Origin of the sequence: Amycolatopsis sp. MJM2582, from assembly GCF_000754115.1 — a bacterium.
GTDB lineage: Bacteria > Actinomycetota > Actinomycetes > Mycobacteriales > Pseudonocardiaceae > Amycolatopsis > Amycolatopsis japonica.
Window position 1 is genome coordinate 1,102,054 of sequence record NZ_JPLW01000003.1, and the last position, 20,876, is coordinate 1,122,929.

The 20,876-nt window shown below is 69.2% G+C and carries 22 protein-coding genes and 1 pseudogene; 15 read left to right on the plus strand and 8 right to left on the minus strand.

Annotated features, from left to right (window positions below; translation table 11 throughout):
• Positions 1 to 97: 97 nt before the first annotated feature.
• A complete protein-coding gene (locus ED92_RS23980; protein ID WP_037342162.1) occupies positions 98 to 1,321 on the plus strand; it encodes an NAD(P)/FAD-dependent oxidoreductase in 1,224 nt (407 codons plus the stop codon).
• A 107-nt stretch (positions 1,322 to 1,428) separates the two neighbouring features.
• On the opposite strand, the gene ED92_RS23985 is transcribed toward ED92_RS23980, so the two are convergent.
• Positions 1,429 to 2,688, minus strand: coding sequence for a Bcr/CflA family multidrug efflux MFS transporter (locus ED92_RS23985; RefSeq protein WP_037342164.1), 1,260 nt, complete (start codon positions 2,686 to 2,688; stop codon positions 1,429 to 1,431).
• A 230-nt stretch (positions 2,689 to 2,918) separates the two neighbouring features.
• Here ED92_RS23985 and ED92_RS23990 point away from each other — a divergent pair, with 230 nt between their 5' ends.
• The 6 genes from ED92_RS23990 to ED92_RS24015 are packed head-to-tail and all read left to right on the plus strand — an operon-like array spanning position 2,919 to position 9,431.
• Entirely contained in the window at positions 2,919 to 3,779 is an 861-nt protein-coding gene (locus tag ED92_RS23990; RefSeq protein WP_037342165.1) for a fumarylacetoacetate hydrolase family protein, read from the plus strand.
• A complete protein-coding gene (locus tag ED92_RS23995) occupies positions 3,779 to 5,080 on the plus strand; it encodes an enolase C-terminal domain-like protein (RefSeq protein ID WP_037342166.1) in 1,302 nt (433 codons plus the stop codon). The genes ED92_RS23990 and ED92_RS23995 overlap by 1 nt, the downstream gene beginning before the upstream one ends.
• Complete coding sequence (locus ED92_RS24000; protein WP_037342168.1) at positions 5,077 to 5,838, plus strand: SDR family NAD(P)-dependent oxidoreductase; 762 nt, start codon at positions 5,077 to 5,079, stop codon at positions 5,836 to 5,838. Before ED92_RS23995 ends, ED92_RS24000 begins: the two co-directional genes overlap by 4 nt.
• A 25-nt stretch (positions 5,839 to 5,863) precedes the next feature.
• Positions 5,864 to 6,901, plus strand: coding sequence for a sugar ABC transporter substrate-binding protein (locus ED92_RS24005; RefSeq protein WP_037342169.1), 1,038 nt, complete (start codon positions 5,864 to 5,866; stop codon positions 6,899 to 6,901).
• Positions 6,898 to 8,418 carry a sugar ABC transporter ATP-binding protein gene (locus ED92_RS24010; RefSeq protein ID WP_037342170.1) on the plus strand — a complete coding sequence of 507 codons (1,521 nt, stop codon included), beginning with the start codon at positions 6,898 to 6,900 and terminating at the stop codon, positions 8,416 to 8,418. The genes ED92_RS24005 and ED92_RS24010 overlap by 4 nt, the downstream gene beginning before the upstream one ends.
• Positions 8,415 to 9,431, plus strand: a complete 1,017-nt coding sequence (locus ED92_RS24015; RefSeq protein ID WP_037342171.1) for an ABC transporter permease — start codon at positions 8,415 to 8,417, stop codon at positions 9,429 to 9,431. Before ED92_RS24010 ends, ED92_RS24015 begins: the two co-directional genes overlap by 4 nt.
• 110 nt (positions 9,432 to 9,541) lie before the next feature.
• On the opposite strand, the gene ED92_RS24020 is transcribed toward ED92_RS24015, so the two are convergent.
• Entirely contained in the window at positions 9,542 to 10,252 is a 711-nt protein-coding gene (locus tag ED92_RS24020; RefSeq protein ID WP_016336349.1) for a FadR/GntR family transcriptional regulator, read from the minus strand.
• A 106-nt stretch (positions 10,253 to 10,358) separates the two neighbouring features.
• Between ED92_RS24020 and ED92_RS24025 the strand changes: the two genes are divergently transcribed.
• From ED92_RS24025 to ED92_RS24035, 3 genes are read left to right on the plus strand one after another with little or no spacing between them, the layout of a single operon-like run.
• The gene (locus ED92_RS24025) at positions 10,359 to 10,661 is read left to right on the plus strand and encodes an L-rhamnose mutarotase (RefSeq protein ID WP_016336348.1); all 303 of its coding nucleotides are present in this window, start codon (positions 10,359 to 10,361) and stop codon (positions 10,659 to 10,661) included.
• Entirely contained in the window at positions 10,658 to 11,629 is a 972-nt protein-coding gene (locus tag ED92_RS24030) for an aldo/keto reductase (protein ID WP_037342172.1), read from the plus strand. Before ED92_RS24025 ends, ED92_RS24030 begins: the two co-directional genes overlap by 4 nt.
• Entirely contained in the window at positions 11,626 to 12,450 is an 825-nt protein-coding gene (locus tag ED92_RS24035) for an amidohydrolase (RefSeq protein ID WP_037342173.1), read from the plus strand. Before ED92_RS24030 ends, ED92_RS24035 begins: the two co-directional genes overlap by 4 nt.
• A 304-nt stretch (positions 12,451 to 12,754) precedes the next feature.
• Here the strand turns inward: ED92_RS24035 and shbA are convergent, their stop codons facing one another.
• From shbA to ED92_RS24050, 4 genes are all read right to left on the minus strand, one after another.
• Complete coding sequence (gene shbA, locus ED92_RS24040) at positions 12,755 to 13,411, minus strand: RNA polymerase sigma factor ShbA (RefSeq protein WP_016336345.1); 657 nt, start codon at positions 13,409 to 13,411, stop codon at positions 12,755 to 12,757.
• A gap of 250 nt (positions 13,412 to 13,661) precedes the next feature.
• The gene (locus tag ED92_RS43825; RefSeq protein WP_081975897.1) at positions 13,662 to 13,964 is read right to left on the minus strand and encodes a DUF202 domain-containing protein; all 303 of its coding nucleotides are present in this window, start codon (positions 13,962 to 13,964) and stop codon (positions 13,662 to 13,664) included.
• Positions 13,961 to 14,311 (minus strand): YidH family protein, encoded by a 351-nt coding sequence (locus tag ED92_RS24045; RefSeq protein WP_037342175.1) that lies wholly within the window; start codon positions 14,309 to 14,311, stop codon positions 13,961 to 13,963. Before ED92_RS24045 ends, ED92_RS43825 begins: the two co-directional genes overlap by 4 nt.
• Before the next feature lie 10 nt (positions 14,312 to 14,321).
• Positions 14,322 to 14,777, minus strand: a complete 456-nt coding sequence (locus tag ED92_RS24050) for a GtrA family protein (RefSeq protein ID WP_016336342.1) — start codon at positions 14,775 to 14,777, stop codon at positions 14,322 to 14,324.
• Between the two features lie 172 nt (positions 14,778 to 14,949).
• On the opposite strand from ED92_RS24050, the pseudogene ED92_RS24055 reads away from it, so the two are divergent.
• Together ED92_RS24055 and ED92_RS24060 are read left to right on the plus strand one after the other, a co-directional pair.
• Positions 14,950 to 15,150 (plus strand): annotated as a pseudogene (locus tag ED92_RS24055) (hypothetical protein); the annotation flags it as partial.
• A gap of 96 nt (positions 15,151 to 15,246) precedes the next feature.
• Positions 15,247 to 15,558: a hypothetical protein gene (locus ED92_RS24060; RefSeq protein WP_037342176.1), complete on the plus strand. Its 312-nt coding sequence runs from the start codon at positions 15,247 to 15,249 to the stop codon at positions 15,556 to 15,558.
• A 116-nt stretch (positions 15,559 to 15,674) separates the two neighbouring features.
• Here ED92_RS24060 and ED92_RS24065 read toward each other — a convergent pair whose 3' ends face one another.
• Together ED92_RS24065 and ED92_RS24070 are read right to left on the minus strand one after the other, a co-directional pair.
• Positions 15,675 to 16,799, minus strand: coding sequence for a glycerate kinase (locus ED92_RS24065; protein ID WP_037342177.1), 1,125 nt, complete (start codon positions 16,797 to 16,799; stop codon positions 15,675 to 15,677).
• Positions 16,796 to 17,761, minus strand: coding sequence for a D-glycerate dehydrogenase (locus tag ED92_RS24070; protein WP_037342179.1), 966 nt, complete (start codon positions 17,759 to 17,761; stop codon positions 16,796 to 16,798). Before ED92_RS24070 ends, ED92_RS24065 begins: the two co-directional genes overlap by 4 nt.
• Before the next feature lie 374 nt (positions 17,762 to 18,135).
• On the opposite strand from ED92_RS24070, the gene ED92_RS24075 reads away from it, so the two are divergent.
• Genes ED92_RS24075 through ED92_RS24085 form a run of 3 tightly spaced genes read left to right on the plus strand, consistent with a single transcriptional unit; the run spans position 18,136 to position 20,872 of the window.
• Positions 18,136 to 18,945 (plus strand): CoA transferase subunit A, encoded by an 810-nt coding sequence (locus ED92_RS24075; RefSeq protein ID WP_037342180.1) that lies wholly within the window; start codon positions 18,136 to 18,138, stop codon positions 18,943 to 18,945.
• Positions 18,942 to 19,697: a CoA-transferase subunit beta gene (locus tag ED92_RS24080; RefSeq protein WP_037342182.1), complete on the plus strand. Its 756-nt coding sequence runs from the start codon at positions 18,942 to 18,944 to the stop codon at positions 19,695 to 19,697. Before ED92_RS24075 ends, ED92_RS24080 begins: the two co-directional genes overlap by 4 nt.
• A complete protein-coding gene (locus ED92_RS24085) occupies positions 19,694 to 20,872 on the plus strand; it encodes a thiolase family protein (RefSeq protein WP_037342184.1) in 1,179 nt (392 codons plus the stop codon). The genes ED92_RS24080 and ED92_RS24085 overlap by 4 nt, the downstream gene beginning before the upstream one ends.
• The last annotated feature ends 4 nt before the right edge of the window (positions 20,873 to 20,876 follow it).

Genomic DNA, 20,876 nt, shown 5'->3' on the forward strand with positions numbered 1-20,876 from the left:
CCGATCCTTCATATCGTGATCGACTTCCGCTCTCGCTAGGCCGGAAGGGGAGGAACGGGAGTAGCGTCCGGGGGAGGGACTGCTTGGGAGGTCATGGATGTCCGAACCCAGGAAGATCGTCATCGTCGGCGCCGGTCTCGCCGGGGCGACGGCCGCCGGAACGCTGCGGGAACGCGGTTTCGAGGGCGAGATCGTGCTTCTCGGCACCGATACACATCGCCCGTATGAATTACCGCCCTTGTCCAAGGGACTTCTCATGGGCAAGACCGATGAACCCGACTGGGTGCACGGCGAAGGTTTCTACGGCGAAAAGGACATCGCCTTCCGGAGCGGGGTGACCGCGACCAGGATCGAACTCGGCGCGCGGCTCGTGCACGACGACGCGGGCGGCGAGCACCGGTTCGACCGGCTCGTGCTCGCGACCGGCTCCCGGCCGCAGTCGCTACCGCTGCCCGGCGGGGATCTGCCGGGGCTGCGGACCCTGCGCACCCTCGACGACGCGCTGGCACTCCGCTCGGCGTTCAAGGACGCGCGGCGGGTGGTGATCGTCGGCGCGGGCTGGATCGGGACCGAGGCCGCGGCGGCCGCCAGGGAACACGGCGCCGAGGTGACCGTGGTCGACCAGGTCGGCTCGCCGTTGCTCGCGGTACTGGGCGAGCAGGTGTCCGGCGTCTTCAAGGACCTTCATGCCCAGCATGGGGTGAACTGGCGGCTGGGTGAAGGCGTCGCCGGCTTCATCGGCGGCCCGGACGGGGTGACCGGTGTCCGCTTGCAGAGTGGTGACGAGCTTCCCGCCGACGTCGTGCTGGTGGCCGTCGGCGCCGCGCCGCGGGTCGACCTCGCGCACGCCGCCGGGCTGGAACTGTCCGACGACGGCGGTGTCTGCGCCGACGCGGGCCTGCGGACGGCCGCGCCCGACGTCTACGCGATCGGCGACATCGCCGCGCATTTCCACCCCCGCTACGGAAAACGCGTCCGCGTCGAGCACTGGTCGAACGCGAAGTGGCAGGGCGAGCACGTGGCCGGGAACCTGCTGGGCGAGAACGAGCCGTACTTGCGGAGTCCGTATTTCTTCTCGGACCAGTACGACCTCGGATGCGAGTACCGCGGTCTCGCCGACCCCGAAACCGACGAACTCGTGGTGCGGGGCGATCTCGCGGCGCGGGACTTCACCGCGTTCTGGCTGCGGGACGGACAGGTGGCCGCGGCGATGAACGTCAACCAGTGGGACGACGGGGACGCCTTGAAGGCCCTGGTCGAGGGACGCGCGGCGGTGACCGCGGAGCAGTTGAGGACCGCCGATCTCAAGTCTCTTGTCTGACGGTGTGGTGCCCCGGATGTCATGAAAGGGCCGTTCAAGACGTTTTTCGTCCTGAACGGCCCTTTCATGACATCCGGGGAAGCTTTCATGACATCCGGGGAAGGTGGTCAGGCCTCCTGGGCGACAGCCACGAGAGGGACCGAAGCGCGCGAAGGCCGCGTCATGGTCCCGAAGGCCAGCAGCGCCAGCACGCCGAAGCCCGCCATCACGATCCCCATCGGGACCGCGGTCCCCGGACCGCCCAGCCCGACCAGCGGCGTCGCCAGCCCGCCGACGACGAACTGCAGCACACCCAGCAGCGCCGACGCCGAACCGGCGGACCGCGCCTGTTCGGCGAGCGCCAGCGAACTCGCGTTCGGCGCCACCATGCCGATACTCGACACCAGGATGAACAGCGGGATCAGCAGCCCGATCAGCCCGAGGTCCAGCACCGTCGCGGCCAGCACGCCGAAGCCGGCCACCGCCGCGATGACCAGGCCGACGGTCAGCAGCGTCCGCTCCGGGAAACGTCCGACGATGCGCCCGTTCAGCTGTCCGACGGCCACGATGCCGATGCCGTTGAGCCCGAACACCAGGCTGTACGCCTGCGGGCTGAGCCCGTAGACGCCCTGCAGTGCGAAGGAGGAGCCGGAGATGTAGGCGAACAGGCTGCCGAACATCAGCCCGGAGGCCAGCGCGTAACCGAGGAAGCCGCGATCGCCGAACAGGCTCGCGTACTTCCGCAGCACCGAGCCGAACCGCGCGGGGGTGCGGCGTTCCTCGGGCAGGGGTTCCGGCAGCAGGAAGAAGACGACGGCGAGCAGGACCGCGCCGAACACGGTCAGGCAGACGAACACGCCGCGCCACGACGTCCAGTTGAGGATCTGGCCGCCGATGATCGGCGCCAGGATCGGGGCGAGGCCGTTGACCAGCATGAGCAGCGAGAAGAACTTCGTCATCGCGGTGCCGGAGTAGAGGTCGCGCACGGTCGCCCTGGCGATCACGATGCCCGCCGCGGCGCCGAAGGCCTGCACCCCGCGCGCGGCGATGAGCAGTTCGGCGGTCGGGGCGACGGCGCACAGGATCGAGCCGACCATGTAGAGCGCGAGCCCGGCCACGAGCGGTTTGCGGCGGCCGATCGCGTCGGACAGAGGTCCGAGGATCAGCTGGCCGAGGGCGAGCCCGATGATGAACGCGCTGAGCGTGAGCTGCACGGTCGCGTCCGCCGCGCGCAGTTCGCCCGCCATCTGCGGCAGCGCGGGCAGGTACATGTCGATGGACAGGGGCCCGAAGGCGGACAGGCCGCCAAGGATCAGGACGAACCGGGCGCGTCCGGTCGTGAGAGGGCGCGCGACGGTTTCTTCCACTCGCTCGGGCGCGATGGTCATGCTCTTCCTTTCCCCAGCCAAGGTTCCGCGACGAACAACTTGCTTAGAGTAGGTAACTATTCCCGCTGTGAGTCTCGCCACCCAGACTTCGCAAGACTGATCCGATCAATTTTCGGGACAAATCCGGACGGCCCCTAGATCTTGGCGAACGTCGTCGGGTATACATCGGATGTCTGTTCGTTGCTGTGGGAGCCGTTGATTGTTGACGGTTCGGCTGGAAGGGAAAATCCGTGCAGCTGTTGCGACTCGGGGAGCCGGGAAGTGAGCGTCCGTTCGTACGTGCCGGGGACGGCACGCTGCGCGACCTCTCGGCGCTGACCGCCGACATCGATGGCAGCTTCTTCGCGGGCGACGGCGTCGCCAGGGTCGCGGCCGCGCTGGCCGCCGGCGAGCTGCCCGAAGCCGGGCCCGAAGTCACCTCGGCCAGGGTCGCCTCGCCGATCGCGCGGCCGGGCAAGGTCGTCTGCATCGGCCTTAACTACCGGCAGCACGCCGAGGAATCCGGCGCCGAGGTCCCGACCGAACCCGTCGTCTTCATGAAGGCTCCCGACGTCGTCGTCGGACCGGAGGACGACGTGCTCGTGCCGCGCGGCTCGACCAAGACCGACTGGGAGGTCGAGCTCGGCGTCGTCATCGGCAAGACCGCGCGCTACCTCAAAAGCGCCGAAGAGGCCCTGGAATACGTCGCGGGCTACACCGTCTCGAACGACGTGTCCGAACGCGAGTTCCAGCTCGAACGCGGCGGCACCTGGGACAAGGGCAAGTCGTGCGAGAACTTCAACCCGCTCGGCCCGTGGCTGGTCACCGCCGACGAGGTGGCCGACCCGCAGGGCCTCGGCCTGCGGTTGTGGGTCAACGGCGAGAAGAAGCAGGACTCGTCGACCAAGGACATGATCTTCTCGGTCGCCCAGATCGTGCACTACGTGAGCCAGTACATGGTGCTGCGCCCCGGTGACCTCATCAACACCGGCACCCCGCAGGGCGTCGCGCTCGGCCAGCCCGAGCCGAAGCCGTATCTGACCGAGGGTGACGTCATCGAGCTCGAGATCGACGGCCTCGGCCGCCAGCGTCAGAACGTCAGGCAGGCGTGATGGCGAAGATCGTGGGCATGGAGGTGCTCGACGTCCGCTTCCCCACTTCACGGGAGCTGGACGGTTCGGACGCCATGAACCCGGACCCGGACTACTCGGCCGCGTACGTCGTGCTGCACACCGACGGCGGCCCGGACGGCTACGGGCTCGCCTTCACCATCGGACGCGGCAACGACGTCCAGGCCGCGGCGATCCGCGCGCTGGAACCGCACGTCGTCGGCAGGGACGTGCCCACCGACGCGGCCGGGCTCGGCGACCTGTCGCGGGCACTGGTCGGCGACTCGCAACTGCGCTGGCTCGGCCCGGAAAAGGGCGTCGCGCACATGGCGATCGGAGCGGTGGTCAACGCCGCCTGGGATCTCGCCGCGCGGATCGCCGGGCTCCCCGTCTGGCGGTTCGCCGCCGAGATGTCGCCGGAGGACCTGGTCTCCCTCGTCGATTTCCGGTATCTCTCCGACGCGCTGACCGAACAAGAGGCGCTCGACATCCTCCGCGCCGCCGAACCCGGCCGCGCCGAACGGATCGCGAAGATCGAACGCGACGGCTACCGCGCGTACAGCACTTCCCCCGGCTGGCTCGGTTACTCGGACGCGAAACTGGTCCGGCTCGCCGAACAGGCGGTCGCGGACGGCTTCGAGATGATCAAACTGAAGGTCGGCGGGAATCTCGAGGACGACGTCCGCCGGATGAAGCTCGCCCGCGAGACCGTCGGCCCGGACATCCGGGTCGCCGTCGACGCGAACCAGCGCTGGGACGTCTCGACCGCGATCACCTGGATGACCGCGCTGGCCCCGTACGACCCGTACTGGATCGAGGAGCCCACCTCGCCGGACGACGTGCTCGGGCACGCCGCGATCGCCAAGGCGCTCGCCCCGATCCGGGTGGCCACCGGTGAGCACGTCCAGAACCGCGTGGTGTTCAAGCAGCTGCTGCAGGCGGGCGCGATCTCGGTGCTGCAACTGGACGCGGCCAGGGTCGGCGGGTTCAACGAGAACCTGGCGATCCTGTTGCTGGCGGCCAAATTCGGGGTGCCGGTCTGCCCGCACGCCGGCGGGGTCGGGCTGTGCGAACTCGTCCGGCACCTGTCGATGTTCGATTTCGCGGCGGTGTCCGGGAGCGACACCGACCGGTCCATCGAATGGGTCGACCACCTCCACGAGCACTTCACCGATCCGGCCGCCGTCGTCGACGGCCGCTACGTCGCCCCGTCCGCGCCGGGTTTCTCGGCCCGGATGCACGACGCGACCCTGCGCCGGTTCACCTTCCCCGACGGTCCAGAGTGGACGGAGACAAACCAGTGAGTGAGTTCGAAGGCCTCGTCGCCGCCGTCACCGGCGGTGCCTCGGGAATCGGCAGGGCCACCGCGGACCTGCTCGCCGCGCGCGGGGCGAAGGTCGCGGTGCTCGACCTGAATCCCGGCGACCTGCCCGAAGGCCTCACCGGATTCCGCTGCGACGTCGGCTCCGACAAGGAGGTCCGCTCGGCGATCGACGCGGTCGCCGAGCGATTCGACAGGCTCGACATCCTGGTCAACAACGCGGGTATCGGCGCGCAGGGCGACGTCGCCGCCAACAGCGACGACGAATGGCACCGGGTGCTCGACATCAACGTCGTCGGCATGGTGCGGCTCGCGCGGGCGGCGTTGCCGCATCTGAAGAACTCGCCGTCGGCCGCGATCGTCAACACCTGTTCGATCGCCGCGTGGGCGGGCCTGCCCAACCGCGCGCTGTACTCGGCCAGCAAGGGCGCGGTGCTCTCGCTGACCTTGGCGATGGCGACCGATCACCTCGCCGACCGGATCCGCGTCAACTGCGTCTGCCCCGGCACCGCGGACACCCCGTGGGTCGGCAGGCTGCTCGACGCCGCAGGCGATCCGGAGGCGGAACGCGCCGCGCTGGCCGCCCGTCAGCCGATGGGCAGGCTGGTCACCGCGGACGAGGTCGCGAACGCGGTCGTGTATCTCGCCAGTCCGCTGTCGGCTTCGACCACCGGCACGGCGCTCGCGGTCGACGGAGGGATGTACGGGTTGCGTCCGCGCGGCCCGGTCCACCACCAGTAGTTTCGCTGCCATCAAGGAGGATGCGGTGCGTACGAGGGTGATCAAGGTGGCCGCCGCGGCCACCGCGCTCGGGCTGGCGTTGTCGGCCTGCGGGTCCACTAAGAACAACGCAGCCACTGCTCCCCAGGGCGGAGGCGGCAAGGTCGGCGCGACGATCCCGTTGCTGACCTCGCCGTTCTGGCAGGCCTACAACAACTACGTACCGCAGAAGGCGAAGGAGCAGGGCGTCGAGGCGCTGCCCACGGTCAACGCGGACAGCGATCCGGCGAAGCAGATCACCGACATCAACACCTTGCTCAACCAGGGCGTCAAGGGCCTGCTCGTGACGCCGCTGGACTCCGCCGCCGTCGTGGCGGGCCTCAAAGCGGCGGAGAACAAGGGCGTCCCGGTGGTGGCCGTCGACGTCGCGCCGGAGGGCGGCAAGGTCGCGATGGTGGTGCGCGCGGACAACAAGGCGTACGGCACCAAGGCCTGCGAGGCGATCGGCGCGAAGGTCACTTCGGGCAAGGTCGTGCAGGTCATGGGCGACCTGGCCTCGGTCAACGGCCGCGACCGCTCCGAAGCGTTCCGTCAGTGCATGAAGACGAAGTTCCCGGGCGTCCAGGTGCTGGAGATCGCCGCCGAATGGAAGGCGGACAAGGCTTCTTCCGGCCTGGACAGCCTGCTGACCGCGAACCCGGACATCAAGGCCGTGTACATGCAGGCGGGCGGCGTGTACCTGGCGCCGACGCAGCAGGCGCTCAAACGCAAGAACCTCTCCTTCCCGGTCGGCGACCCGAAGCACGTCGTGCTGGTCAGCAACGACGGCATTCCCCAGGAGCTGGCCGCGATCCGCGCGGGCGAACTCGACGCGACCGTCTCGCAGCCCGCCGACGATTACGCCAAGTACGGCATGTACTGGATCAAGAAGGCGATGGCGGGGGAGACCTTCAAGGCGGGGCCGACCGACCACGGCAGCACCGTCGTCGAGGTCCGGCCGGGGATCCTCGAAGACCAGCTCCCCGCGCCCGTCGTCACCAAGGACAACGTGGACGACAAGGCACTCTGGGGGAACAACCTGTGAGCGCGCTGCCCGCCGGGTCCGCCGCCGTGCCGGTGGTCAGCGCACAGGGTGTCGGCAAACGCTACGGGCCGACCGTGGCGCTGTCCGACGTCAGCCTCACCGTGCACCCCGGCGAGTCGCACGCGCTCGTCGGCCGCAACGGTGCGGGGAAATCGACGCTCGTCTCCATCCTCACCGGACTGTCCAAAACGGACACCGGTCACGTCGAGTTCGGCGGTGTCCCCGCGCCGCCCTTGTCCAGACAGGACGACTGGAAACGCGCGGTCGCCTGCGTCTACCAGCACGCGATGGTCGTCCCGCAGCTGACCGTCGCGGAGAACCTGTTCCTCAATCGCCAGTCGGGCAAGGGTTTCACGATCGGCTGGCAGCGATTGCGCCGTCAGGCACGGGAACTGCTCGACTCCTGGGACGTGGCGGTCGACGTCGACACCCCGGCGGGCGAGCTCTCGGTCGAGGATCGGCAGTTCGTCGAGATCGCCAGGGCGCTCTCGTACGGCGCCCGGTTCATCGTGCTCGACGAGCCGACGGCGCAGCTGGACAGCCAGGCGATCGACCGGCTTTTCGCGCGGATGCGTCAGATGCAGGCGAACGGCGTGACGTTCCTGTTCATCTCGCACCACCTCCACGAGGTGTACGAGGTGTGCCAGGCGGTCACCGTGCTGCGCGACGCCAAACACATCCTGACCGCGCCGGTCTCCAAGGTCGGCCGCGCCGAACTGATCGACGCGATGACCGGTGAACAGGGCGGCCTTTCCGTCCGCGACGCCTCCACGCGCGAGGCGCTGGACGAGGACGCCGCCGAGGTCCTGGCCGTCGACGGGCTTTCCGGTGACGGCTTCGCGGACGTGACGTTCCGGATCCACCGCGGCGAGGTGATCGGGCTCGCGGGCAGCAACGCCAGCGGCAAGCATCAGGTCGCCGAAACCGTGTACGGACTGCGTCCGCCGTCCTCCGGCACGGTCCGGATGGACGGGAAACCGTTGGAACCGGGCGACATCCCGGCCGCGATCCGTGCCGGGATCGGCTGTGTGCCGAGGGATCGTCATCACGAGGGACTGGTGCTGGAGCACTCCATCGCCGACAACGCCACACTGTCCATTTTGGACCGCATGGGCAAGGGTGGTCTCGCGGCACCGGGCGCGCGGTACGGCCGGGCCGTGCGGGCGTTGCGGGACTACGACATCGTCGCGGCCGACGCGGACCAGCCGGTGTCCGACCTTTCCGGCGGCAACCAGCAGAAGGTCGTCCTGGCCCGTGCGCTGGCCGGTGATCCGCGCCTGGTGGTGCTGATCAACCCGACCGCGGGTGTGGACGTCAAATCGAAGGAGGCGCTGCTCGCGGTCGTCGACCGGGTGCGGGCCGAGGGCAAGGCGGTGCTGATCGTCAGCGACGAGCTGGACGATCTCCGCCTGAGCGACCGGGTGCTGGTGCTGCGTGCCGGCGCCGTGGTCGCCGAACACCGGGCGGGCTGGTCCGACGGCGACCTGGTGGCCGACATCGAAGGAGTCGAGCGGTGACCGAACTGATGACCGATCCGAAGACTTCGACGCTCACGGCCCCGCCGAAGCGCCGGAAGTTCCGCTGGCTGCGCGAACTCGCGCTCGTGCCGGCGCTCGTCGTGGTGCTGATCATCGGAGGACTGATCAGCGACACGTTCCTGACCTTCGGCAGCATCGTCGGGATCCTGTCCGCTTCGGCCGCGCTGTCGATGGTGGTGCTGGGCGAATCGCTCGTACTGCTGACCGGGAAGTTCGACCTGTCACTGGAATCCACCATGGGCATGGCGCCCGCCTTGGGCGCGATGCTGGTCATCCCGGTGGCTTCTTCGGGTTTCGGCACCGAGATCCCCGGTTTCGCGGGCATCCTCGCCGTGCTGGTGGCCGGTGCCGCGGTCGGCTTCGTGAACGGTTTCCTGATCGTCAAACTGAAGCTGAACGCCTTCATCGTCACGCTGGCGATGCTGACGGTGCTGCGCGGTACGCAGATCGGGTCCACGCAGGGGAAGACGCTCTTCGACCAGCTGGACGTGTTCACCGCGCTCGCCACCACGACGTTCATCGGGCTGCCGATGTCGGTGTGGCTGGCCGCGGCGCTGTTCACCGTGTTCGGGCTGGGGCTGCGGTATCACCGGATCGGCCGGTCGCTGTACGCCATCGGCGGCAACCGCGAAGCCGCGCGGGCCGCCGGTATCCGCGTCGACCGGATCTCGTGGGGTGTCTTCGTCGTGGCCGGTGTGCTGGCCGCGCTGGGCGGGCTCGCGTACACCGGTTACGTCGGCGCGCTCGGTGCGGACCAGGGCGACGGATTGATCCTTCAGGTGTTCGCCGCTGCGGTGATCGGCGGTGTCTCACTGGACGGTGGGAAGGGCACCCTGGTCGGGGCGCTCACCGGTGTGCTGCTGCTGCAGACCGTCACCAACCTGCTGCAGGTGGCGCAGGTGCCGCCGGAATGGCTGAAGGCGATCTACGGCGTGATCATCCTGGTCGCGTTGATCATTTCCCGCTACGCCGGTGGGAAGGCCCAGACCTAGCCCTCTCGCCGATGCGATGAACGGTCCTTTCCTTGCAAATTTTGCGAGGAAAGGACCGTTCCTAGCGCGCGAAGGGCCGGTTAGAGGGCGTGAGAGAGGAGAGAGCGGTGTCAGGAAGCTTCGGCGGCCGTGGTGGGGTCGTCGGCGGTGCCGAGCGCGTTGCGGAGCCATTGCTCCACCCCGGCCACGTGCACGGTGGCCCACGAACGCGCGAGTTCGGGTTCACGGGCCGCGATGGCCTCGTAGATCGCCGTGTGCTGCTCGCGGGTCTTCGCGACCGCGCCCTCCTGGGTGAGCCCGCGCCAGATGCGGGCGCGCGCGGTGGGGCCGGACAGGCTGTCCAGCAGCGAGCACAGCACCGGATTGCCGGAGCCGTCGGCGATCTTGCGGTGGAACTGCAGGTCGTTCGCGACCAGCGCCTCCACCGTCGGCGAGTCGGCCAGTTCGTCGAGCAGGCGGCCTAGTTCCGCGATGTCCTCGTCGCTCATGTGCAGTGCGGCCAGCGCCGTCGCCGCCGGTTCGAGGATCCGGCGGACGGCGAGGAAGTCCAGCACGGTGTCGTCGCGGTGGAAGTCCACCACGAACGTCATCGCGTCGAGGAGGAGATTCGGTTCGAGGCTGGTGACGTACGTCCCGTCGCCCTGGCGGACGTCGAGCACGCGGATCAGGCACAGCGCCTTCACCGCTTCGCGCAGCGAACTGCGGGACAGGCCGAGCCGCTGGGCCAGTTCGGCCTCCTTCGGCAGCCTGTCGCCCGGAGCAAGCTCGCCGGAGATGATCATGTCCTTGATCTTGTCGATCGCGACATCGGTGACCGGCATGTTCCACCGCCCTCCCCGAAGACCTCGGATGTTTGAGTGTTAGTTGACAGAGTGCCATGTTTCGAATGAAGGAGGCGCGGTGACCCACGGTGTCGCACTACAAAGAGTGGCACTCCACACCCGGCTGAAGCCGGGCAAGGAGGCCGAATACGAGTCGGTCCACGCCGTCATCCCGCCCGACCTGGACGAAGCCCTGCGCGGTGCGGGGGTGCGTTCGTGGCGGATCTGGCGGGACGGTCTCGACCTGTTCCACGTGGTCGAGGTCGAGGACTACGCGAAGATGCGCGCGGTCCTGCGCGATCATCCGGCCAATATTCCCTGGCAAGCTCGGATGTCCGAACTGCTCGACGTCGAGGACGACTACTCGGGCAACGATTCGGGGATCGGCCTCGTCTGGGAGCTTCCGTGAAGCTTCCCCTGTCCCCGCTGGGGCTCGGCTGCGCGCAGCTGGGCAACCTGTACCACGCCATCACCGACGAGACGGCCGAAGCGACCGTCCGCCAGGCGTGGGACGAAGGCATCCGCTATTTCGACACCGCCCCGCACTACGGTCTCGGCCTGTCGGAACGACGGCTGGGCGCGGCGCTTTCGGCGTATCCCCGCGCGGACTTCGTGGTGTCGACCAAGGTCGGCCGGGTACTGGAGCCCGATCCCGACGGCGCTTCGCGGACCGACTCGCAGGGGTTCGTCGTTCCCGCCGCGTACAAACGACGGTGGGACTTCAGCCGCGACGGGATCCTTCGGTCGCTTGAGGACAGTCTTGACCGGCTCGGACTCGACCGCGTCGATGTCGTCTACGTGCATGACCCCGACGAGCACTTCGAGGACACCGTCAACGGAGCCTTCCCCGCGTTGCTCGAATTGCGGGAGCAGGGTGTCGTCGACGCCATCGGCGCCGGGATGAACCAAGCGCCGATGCTCGCGGAATTCGTCCGCCGGTTCGATCTCGACGTGATCCTGCTGGCGGGCCGGTACACCCTGCTCGACCAGCCCGCTCTCGACGATCTCCTCCCGCTGTGCGCGGAACGCGGGGTGGACGTGGTGGCGGGCGGCGCGTTCAACGCCGGGATCCTCGCCACCACGGCACCGGGCACGATGTACGACTACGCCGAGGCCCCGGCCGAGCTGGTCGAACGCGCCCAGCGGATCGCCGACGTCTGCGCGCGGCACGGTGTCGAACTCCCGCAAGCCGCGCTGGCGCTGCCCGCCGCGCATCCCTCGGTGGTGTCCGTCGTCGTCGGCGCGCACGATCCGGACCAGGTCCGGCTCAACGCCGAACGCTTCCGCCGCCCGGTGCCGCGCGAGTTGTGGACGGACCTGATCCGTGCGGGACTGTTGCGTGAGGACACCGTGCTGCGGGAGGAAGGACAGCCGTGATCGACGCGCACCACCACCTTTGGGACCCGTCGCGACGGGACTACCCGTGGATGACCGGCACGGCGCTGGAACCGATCCGGCGTCCGTACACAGTGGACGATCTCCGCGCGGTGACGAAGGCGGCGGGGGTGAAGGGGACCGTGCTGGTGCAGACGGTCTCGTCGGAGGAGGAGACGCGCGAGTTCCTTTCCGTGGCGCGGGACGAACCGCTGATCGCCGGCGTCGTCGGCTGGACCGATCTCACCGCTCCCGACGTCGCCGAGCGCTTGGCCGCGTTTTCCGGGCCGCTGGTGGGAATCCGGCACCAGGTCGAGGACGAGCCGGACCCGTCGTGGCTGACGCGGCCAGAGGTCCTGCGCGGTCTCGCCGCTCTCGGCGAGGCCGGGCTGGCGTACGACCTGCTGGTCAAGCCGCCGCAGCTTCCCGCGGCCCTCGCCGCCGCGAAAGCGTTGCCGGATCAGGTTTTCGTCCTCGACCACGCCGCGAAGCCGCCGATCGCCTCGGGCGAATGGCAGCCGTGGGCGGACGGTGTCGCGGCCTTGGCGGAGCTGGACAACGTGTACTGCAAGCTTTCGGGGCTGGTGACCGAGGCGGACTGGGCACGGTGGAAGGTCGGGCAGCTGGCGCGCTGGTCCGAGCACGTGCTGGAGTCGTTCGGGGCTTCGCGGCTGATGTTCGGCTCCGACTGGCCGGTCTGCGAACTGGCGGCCGCGTACGAAGTCGTCGTGGACACGGCGTTTTCGCTCACGGGTTCGCTGAGCGACGCCGAGCGGCTGGAGTTCTTCGACGGGACGGCGCGGCGGGCCTATCGCCTTACGTGAGGGAGTCCGCGGTGCGAGCGGGCTCGCCACCGAGGCCTAGCACCCCTCGTACTGTCCAAAAAGGACGCTCTTTTGCGAGCAGTGCGTCCGATTTGGGAATTTTGTGCAGTATTGCCCGAGGGTCGTGAGTGGCGATGCGCGTTCTAACCCTCTTTGCCACTCACGACTCCCCGGAAAACCTTCACGCGAGTCACGAGATACGACGAAACCCCGGCGGGAGGCCGGGGGAAGGGGGAAAGTGGGCGGCGCGGGGTCCGGGCGCCTGAGAACCGCCGATCGACGACCTGCGGCAGGGGAGAAAAGATCAGAACTCGTCCTGTTTGACCATCGTCCGCAGGCGGGCCAGTGCGCGGTGTTGTGTCACGCGTACGTTGCCGGCGGAGATCCCGAGTGCCTCGGCGGTTTCGGCGGCGGACAGGCCGACGGCGATGCGGAGGGCGAGGATCTCCTGCTGCACCCGCGGGAGGGTGGAGAGCAGGCGGTTGAGGCGGGCACCGAGGTCCAGGTGCAGGGCGTGGGTTTCGGGTTCGTTGTCGCCGATGGGCCGTTCCGGCAGTTCAGGTACCGGTTCCGACCGGTCGCGGGAGACGGCGCGGTAGGCGTCGGCGACCTTGTTGGCGGCGATGGCGTGCACGAGGTAGAGGAACGAGCCGCCGCGATCCTGGTAGCCGGGCAGTGCTTTCAGCACCGCCATGCACACTTCCTGCGCGACGTCGTCCGCCGACAGGTAGGACAGGTCGCGGCCGCCCATTCTGGCGCGGCAGTAGCGGACCACGACGGGGCCGATCATCCGCAGCAGGGACTGGATCGCGGCGGGATTCCCGTCGCCCGCGTCCTTGACGAGGGGATCGAGGTCCTCCTTCGTCAGCCGTCCGCCCGGTCGAGGCAGGTGCTCCGGAGTCGTGTATCCGGGGACCGCATCGGGGGTGACGGTTCTGGACGCGCTTGAAGTTGCTTGCATGGTCGTCCTCCCCGGCCGACCCTGCGACCGTCGCTGTCGAGGGGTCAACACTCCGTAACGATTGAGGGCGGCAGATGCTCCGTAAGATCAGATTCATCTGCCGCCGTTGCGACGCAGCGTAATCGTAAGCGTGGATCGGACGGCAGTAAAGATTTCAACTAGAGATAGCCCGTTCGCCGGAGTCGGCTTAATACAACCGAGACTCTGTGTCGCGAAAAGAGGCTTCGGCGTCGCTGGATGTGCGCGGGACTTAGCGCACCGCAATCAGCGCGGCCGCCGTCGCTACGACGAGTGCCGACGTTGTGACAGCAAGGATCGGGTTAAGAGGTTTCGGGGTTTCCGGACGGCGCAGTGCTCGTTCACGGATCGCGCCGACGGCGGTCAAGGTGACCACCATGGCCCCCGCGAAGGCGACCGGGATGACCGCCGTACCCCATCCTCGCCGGGCCGCGGTGTGCAAGAGAAGGAGTGTGCAGCCAGTAGCCGCGAGCGCGGTCCGGCGCCAGGCGAGCCCCGTCCGTTCCGCTTGCGCTCCGTGATCGGCCGGGTTCACGAGAAGACGACCAGTGCCGCGGCGGTCAGGGTGATCACGAGGATTCCGGCGGTCAGCAGGAGCAGCATCCCGCTCTTCGGCAGCGGCCGCCCCGTGCGCATCGCGGTCTGCACCCTCCGCCAGCGCGGATAGGCGCTCCCCGCGAGTATGGCGGCCAGTACGACGCACAGCCCGGCCAGGACGGTGCTCAGCGCGCTCGGATCGGGGACCAGTTGATGGACGGCGACGCCGCCGGCCAGCAGGCCCAGTGCCGTCCGGAGCCAGGCGAGGAACGTCCGTTCGTTGGCGAGCGTGAAGCGGTAGTCGGGTTCCGAGCCGCCGTCGTGCGGGCCGTTGATCTCTGCCACGCGATGAAGACTAAGCGTTCCGGCGCGCGAAGACCCACCAGCGAAGAACCGCGAAGCGCGCGATGCCGCCCACGACGCTGGCCGCGAGCAGCGCGCCGGTCTGTTCCAGCGCGGTCGGCTCGGTGATCACCGCGTCGAGGGACGCGAGCACGATCGAGCCGTACACGGCGTAGAAGGCGAAGGTCACCAGATCCTGGAAATGCCGCTTGCCCGCGTGACTCTTGCGGGTGGCGAAGGTGACCCGGCGGTGGAACTCGGTGTTCCCGACGGTGGTGACCGCGAGGGCGACCAGATTCGCCAACTGCGGGCCGAGGATCGGTTGCAGGAGAAGGAACAACACCGCCTGCAGGCCGGTGGCGGCGACGCCGGCGACGACGTACCAAGCGGCGTGGTTGCCGAGTTCGTGGTGCCGCTCCGGCGCGCGCCGGATGATCCGGTGCCCTGGCGCCCACCTGGTGGTGGTCATACCGACGACGCTACTCCTTGTTTCACAAACTTGTGAAGCTAATGAACCACCTGAGAAACTGTGATCCCCGCGACAGCGCCGCCGTTTGGCCTGCGGAGACGCCGGGTACGCCACCGGGACGGGGTCGAGTACAGCACGCCCCGGGCAACGTCCGACCAGGAGGGAGCGGCCGATGAGCGATCGCGAGAGCGCGGAGCCGGAAACGCTGGATCCCAGTGAGGCGCTCGACGAGGACGAACTCCGCGTCGACCCGCTCGAAGAAGGGGTCGAACCGCCCGAGCACTGGAGTGGCGCCGACCGGTTCGGGACCACACCCGCGGAGATCCGCGAAGGTGAGTCGCACGCCATGCGGCTGGCGGAGGAGGAGCCGGACGTCGGCGAGAAATGATCTTCACTCAGACGGCGGGCCATGCCGACACCCCCTAGCGTGGTCGGTCAAGTGCAAGACCGCGACGAAGGAAGGGCAGAGATGCTGACAGTCACCGAAGCCGCCGCCGAGGCGATCACCGCACTGACCGGGCAGGAGAACGGCCAGGACGGAGGCGGGCTGCGGTTCGCCATGCATTCCCAGCAGGGGGACAATCCCCAGCTCGCGGTTTCCGTCGCTCCGGAGCCGGAAAGCGGCGACAAGGTCCTCGGCGCCGACGGCGGCCCGAAGGTGTTCTTGGAGCCGGAAGCGGCCGCGTTGCTCGACGACAAGGTCCTCGACGTCCAGCAGGACGAAACCGGCGAAGTCGCCTTCGCCGTACTTCCGCAGGCCCAGCCCCAGCCCGGCAGCTGAGCCCGGCGGTCCCAGCTTTACGTCCCGTCGCGTGCCGGTCCTGGTCGTGAGTGGCGTTTCGGGTTAGAACCCGAAACGCCACTCACGACCCACAGCGGAGGCGCCGCTGCCCAGGCTCAAGTACGGGCCCAGGCGCGGACCAGCTCGCCGGCTCGCTCGCGCAGGAGTTCCGCCGCGTGCGCACGCGCGTGGTCGAGTGAAGGCGCGTGGTCGATCAGGGCGGCGCTGCCCACGACCCCGAGGCCGGTGAGCTGGCTCTCGTCCAGCTGGATCCGCCCGGCCAGCACCATCAGCGGTACCGCGTGTTCCCGTGCGCGGGCCGCGATGCCCGCCGGTGCCTTGCCGTCGAGGCTCTGCTCGTCCAGCGAGCCTTCGCCGGTGATCACGAGGTCGGCGTGTTCGATGGCGCCGGCGACCCCGGTGAGCCCGGCGATGAGCTGGAAACCGGATTCGACGCTCGCACCGAGTCCCGCGATCGCGCCCGCCGCGACTCCGCCACCCGCGCCCGCTCCGGGAACATCGGAGACATCGGGCGCACCGGCGGTCCGCAACGCCTGCGCCCAGCGGGACAGAGACTCGTCCAGTTGCTCGACTTCGCGCGGGCCCGCGCCCTTCTGCGGGCCGAAGATCGCGGCCGCGCCTCGAGGGCCGAGCAGCGGGTTCGTGACGTCGGTGGCGACGGCGACCTCGACGGAGCCGAGCCGTTCACGCACCGGGCCGAGTTCGGCCAGGGCGACCCGGCCCAGCGTGCCGCCGCCGAGCCCGACCGGCGCGCCGAACGCGTCGAAGACCCCGGCACCCAGCGCCGCCAGCATCCCGGCGCCGCCGTCGGTACTCGCCGTCCCGCCGACGGTCAGCACCAGCCGCCGCGCGCCGTTGTCGAGCGCGTGCGCGAGCAGTTCCCCGACGCCCCAGGTGTGCGCGGCGAGCGCCACCTCCGGGCTCGGCTCGACGAATTCGATCCCGCAGGCGCGGGCCGATTCGATGTAGGCCGTGCCGTCGAGTGTCACGTAGCGGGCGTCGACTGTGTCGTCGAGCGGCCCGCGTACGGGGAGTTTCACGAGACGGCCACCCGCCGCGACGAGGACGTCGAGTGTTCCTTCGCCGCCGTCGGCGACCGGGCAGGACGAAACCTCGGCTTCGGGCAGCGCGTCGCGGACGCCGTGGGCGATCGCCTCCGCGGCCTCGACCGCGGTCAAGCTTCCCTTGAACTTGTCGGGCGCGATGACCACACGAGTCATGGACGAACCTCCGTCAGCGGGTTTCCGCCGGTGAGCACCGACGCGACGTTCTCGGCCGCGAGCACGGCCATGGCAGTACGGGTCTCGACCGTCGCCGATCCGAGATGCGGCGTCAAGACGACGTTTTCGCGATCCAGCAGCCGTGGTTCGACCTCGGGTTCGGCCTCGAACACGTCGAGGCCGGCCCCGGCGATTTCCCCGGCTTCGAGCGCGTCGGCCAGCGCGGCCTCGTGGACGACGGGACCGCGTGTGGTGTTGATCAGATACGCGCCCGGTTTCATCGCCTTCAGCGCGTCCGCGTCGACGAGATGCCGGGTCTCCGGCGTCAGCGGGCAGTGCAGGGACACGACGTCGGAGCTTCGCAGCAGTTCGTCGAAGGGCATGTACTTCGCGCCCAAGGGCTTCTCGACGTCTTCGGCGGCCCTCGATCGTCCTGAGTAGACGATCCGCATGCCGAAACCGAGCGCCCGGCGCGCGACCGCCTGCCCGATCTGTCCGAGCCCGACGATCCCGAGTGTCTTGTCCTGCAACGAAGAGCCGAGCAGGAAACCCAGATGGAACGACCAGGGCGTGCGGGAGCGGATCAGCCGTTCGCCCTCGCCGAGCCGTCGCGTGACCGCGAGGATCAGCCCGAACGCCAGATCCGCGGTGGCGTCGGTGAGCACGCCGGGGGTGTTGGTGACGGTGACGCCGCGGCCGGCCAGCGCCGGGACGTCGATGTTGTCGTAGCCGACGGCCACGTTCGCCACGACCTTCAGGTCCGGGCCCGCCGCGTCGGCGACCTCCCCGTCGATCCGGTCGTGCAGCATGCCGACGATCGCGGACGAGCCGCGGACGAACTCACGCAGTTCGTCCGGCGTCAGCGGCCGGTCGGCGCGCGACAGTTTCACCTCCCCGGCCTCGGCGAGCACTTTCAGCGCTTCGTCGGGAATCCACCGGGTCACCGCGATCGTCGAGGTCACGCGCTCAGCCTAGTGTGCGGCGGTTGGTATCCCAAATACGGGAAATCCCCGCTATGAGGGAGGCGCTTCCCCTGCGCGGGGGAGTCGTCACCGTCCGATATCCCGGGATGGTGAGTGGTGCGGAAAAGCTCCGCGACCAGGGGATTCAAGGGGTGGAACATGACCGGCGGGTGAGCCACGTTGGGCGACGGCCGTCTTCTGCTAGCACTTAGTCCTCTGAATGCGGTAGTTGCGCGTGCAAGGACCGCTGTGTCGGATCCCGGGTTCTGGCCGCGTTCGCGCTCGGTTGCACGGTCGCGTCAGCTGAGCTATGTTCATATGCAGAACATGTGTGCGCGATCCGAACAGTGTCATGAACAGCCTGGAGGGTGGGGATGGCGGAGCTGCTGTCGTTGAAGGAGGCCGTGGCACGGCTGGTGCACGACGGCGACACCGTCGCGCTCGAGGGCTTCACGCACCTCATCCCCGTGGCCGCCGGGCACGAGATCGTCCGCCAGGGCCGCACCGGCCTGACGTTGGTCCGCATGACGCCGGACATCGTCTACGACCAGCTGATCGGCGCGGGCTGCGCGAGCAAGCTGATCTTCTCGTGGGGCGGAAACCCCGGGGTCGGTTCGCTGCACCGGTTCCGTGACGCGGTCCAGCACTCCTGGCCGGTGCCACTGGAGATAGAGGAACACAGCCACGCGGGTATGGCGAATCGGTACGTCGCCGGTGCTTCGGGCCTGCCGTTCGCCGTCCTGCGCGGCTACACCGGAACCGATCTCCCGGCCCGGACCGACACGATCAAACCCATCACCTGCCCGTTCACCGGTGAGCGGCTGGCCGCGGTCCCCGCGCTCAACCCGGACGTCACGATCGTCCACGCCCAGCGCGCCGACCGGGCGGGCAACGTCCAGATCTGGGGGATCACCGGCGTCCAGAAGGAGGCGGTGCTCGCGGCGAAACGGTCGCTGGTCACCGTCGAGGAGGTCGTCGACGAGCTGGAGCCCCGGCCGGGCGCGATCGTGCTGCCGTCGTGGGCCGTCACCGCCGTGGCCGAGGTGCCCGGCGGCGCGAGGCCGTCGTACGCGGCGGGCTACTACGAACGGGACAACGACGCCTACCAGGCATGGGACGCGATCGGCCGGGACAGGGAGAGCTTCACCCGCTGGCTCGACGAGCTGACGGGAGTGAAGGCATGACCGAGTACACCTCCGACGAGATGATGAGCGTCGCCGCGGCCCGAGCGCTCGGCGACGGGATGTCCTGTTTCGTGGGCATCGGCCTGCCCAGCACGGCCGCCAACCTGGCTCGCCGCGGGCACGCGCCGAACCTGACACTGATCTACGAATCCGGCTGCCTCGGCGCCAAACCGACCAGGCTCCCGCTGTCCATCGGCGACGGCGAACTCGCCGACACCGCGGACGCCGTGGTCAGCGTCCCCGAGGTCTTCAACTACTGGCTCCAGCCGGGGCGGATCGACGTCGGCTTCCTCGGCGCCGCCCAGCTGGACAAGTTCGGCAACATCAACACCACCGTCATCGGCCCCGACTACGCCAACCCCAAGGTGCGTCTGCCCGGTGCGGGCGGGGCGCCGGAGATCGCCGCCTCCTGCCGCGAGGTGTTCGTGGTGCTCCGGCAGAGCCCCCGCACGTTCGTCGAGAAGGTCGACTTCGTGACGTCGTTCGGCCACGGCACCGGCAAGGGCGATCGCGAACGCCTCGGCCTCCCCGGCGCCGGGCCGACGCTGGTGGTCACCGACCTCGGCCTGATGCGGCCCGACCCGGAGACCGCCGAGCTCACGCTCACCGAACTGCACCCCGGGGTAGAGGTCGATCAGGTCGTCGAAGCGACCGGGTGGAAACTGAAGGTGTCCGGCGACCTGGGCACCACCCCGGCGCCGACCGAGGCAGAACTCCGCATCCTCCGAGACCTCAAAAGGGCGAGCGCATGACCGACGTCTTCCTGTTCGACGCCATCCGTACCCCGTTCGGCAAGTACGGCGGCGCCCTGTCCGGGGTGCGCCCGGACGATCTCGCCGCCACCGTGCTGCGGGCGCTGGCCGAGCGCAACGACCTCGACCCGGCCACCGTCGACGAGGTCGTACTCGGCGACGCCAACGGCGCGGGCGAGGACAACCGCAACGTCGCGCGGATGGCGGCGCTGCTGGCGGGCTGGCCGACCACCGTGCCCGGCGCCACGGTGAACCGGCTGTGCGGCTCGGGCCTCGACGCCGTCGTGCAGGCAAGCCGGACGATCCAGGTCGGCGACGCCTCGCTCGCCGTCGCCGGCGGGGTCGAGTCGATGAGCCGCTCGCCGCTGGTCATGCAGAAACCGGAGAAGGCATTCCCGGCGGGCAACCAGACGCTGTACTCCACCGCGCTGGGCTGGCGCATGGTCAACCCGAAGATGCCCGAGCAGTGGACGGTCTCGCTCGGCGAGTCCACCGAGCAGCTCGCGGAGCGTTACGGCATCGGCCGCGACGAGCAGGACGCGTTCGCCGTCCGCAGCCACGTCAACGCCGCCCGCGCCTGGGACGAGGGCTTCTACGACGACCACGTCGTCCCGGTCGCGGGGGTCGAACTCACCCGCGACGAAGGTATCCGCCCGGACTCCAGCCCGGAGAAGCTCGCGAAGCTGAAGCCCGTCTTCCGTCCACAAGGGACGGTCACGGCCGCGAACGCGTCGCCGCTGAACGACGGCGCCTCCGCACTGCTGCTCGGCGACGAGGCGGCGGGCAAGCGGCTGGGCAAGGCGCCGCTGGCCAGGATCGCCGGCCGGGGCGCGGCGGGTGTCGATCCGGACGTCTTCGGCATCGGCCCGGTGCGCGCGGCCGAGATCGCCTTGGAGCGGGCCGGGATCGGCTGGGAGGACCTGGCCGCGGTGGAGCTGAACGAGGCCTTCGCCGCGCAGTCGCTGGCCTGTCTGCGGGACTGGTCGAAGCTCGACCCGGAGATCGTCAACGTGAACGGCGGAGCGATCGCGATCGGGCATCCGCTGGGCGCTTCCGGCGGCCGGATCGTCGGCACCCTGGCCCACCACCTGCGCCGCACCGGCGGCCGATGGGGTCTGGCCGCCATCTGCATCGGCGTCGGCCAGGGGCTGGCCATCGTCGTCGAAGCCCAGTGACCCA

What these genes read in the sequence shown, in the direction of transcription:
- ED92_RS23980 (WP_037342162.1), top strand. Translation starts at nt 98, where the DNA reads ATGTCCGAACCCAGGAAGATCGTCATCGTCGGCGCCGGTCTCGCCGGG.
- ED92_RS23985 (WP_037342164.1), bottom strand. Translation starts at nt 2,688, where the DNA reads ATGACCATCGCGCCCGAGCGAGTGGAAGAAACCGTCGCGCGCCCTCTC.
- ED92_RS23995 (WP_037342166.1), top strand. Translation starts at nt 3,779, where the DNA reads ATGGCGAAGATCGTGGGCATGGAGGTGCTCGACGTCCGCTTCCCCACT.
- ED92_RS24020 (WP_016336349.1), bottom strand. Translation starts at nt 10,252, where the DNA reads ATGCCGGTCACCGATGTCGCGATCGACAAGATCAAGGACATGATCATC.
- shbA (WP_016336345.1), bottom strand. Translation starts at nt 13,411, where the DNA reads ATGCAAGCAACTTCAAGCGCGTCCAGAACCGTCACCCCCGATGCGGTC.
- ED92_RS24050 (WP_016336342.1), bottom strand. Translation starts at nt 14,777, where the DNA reads ATGACCACCACCAGGTGGGCGCCAGGGCACCGGATCATCCGGCGCGCG.
- ED92_RS24060 (WP_037342176.1), top strand. Translation starts at nt 15,247, where the DNA reads ATGCTGACAGTCACCGAAGCCGCCGCCGAGGCGATCACCGCACTGACC.
- ED92_RS24065 (WP_037342177.1), bottom strand. Translation starts at nt 16,799, where the DNA reads ATGACTCGTGTGGTCATCGCGCCCGACAAGTTCAAGGGAAGCTTGACC.
- ED92_RS24075 (WP_037342180.1), top strand. Translation starts at nt 18,136, where the DNA reads ATGGCGGAGCTGCTGTCGTTGAAGGAGGCCGTGGCACGGCTGGTGCAC.
- ED92_RS24080 (WP_037342182.1), top strand. Translation starts at nt 18,942, where the DNA reads ATGACCGAGTACACCTCCGACGAGATGATGAGCGTCGCCGCGGCCCGA.
- ED92_RS24085 (WP_037342184.1), top strand. Translation starts at nt 19,694, where the DNA reads ATGACCGACGTCTTCCTGTTCGACGCCATCCGTACCCCGTTCGGCAAG.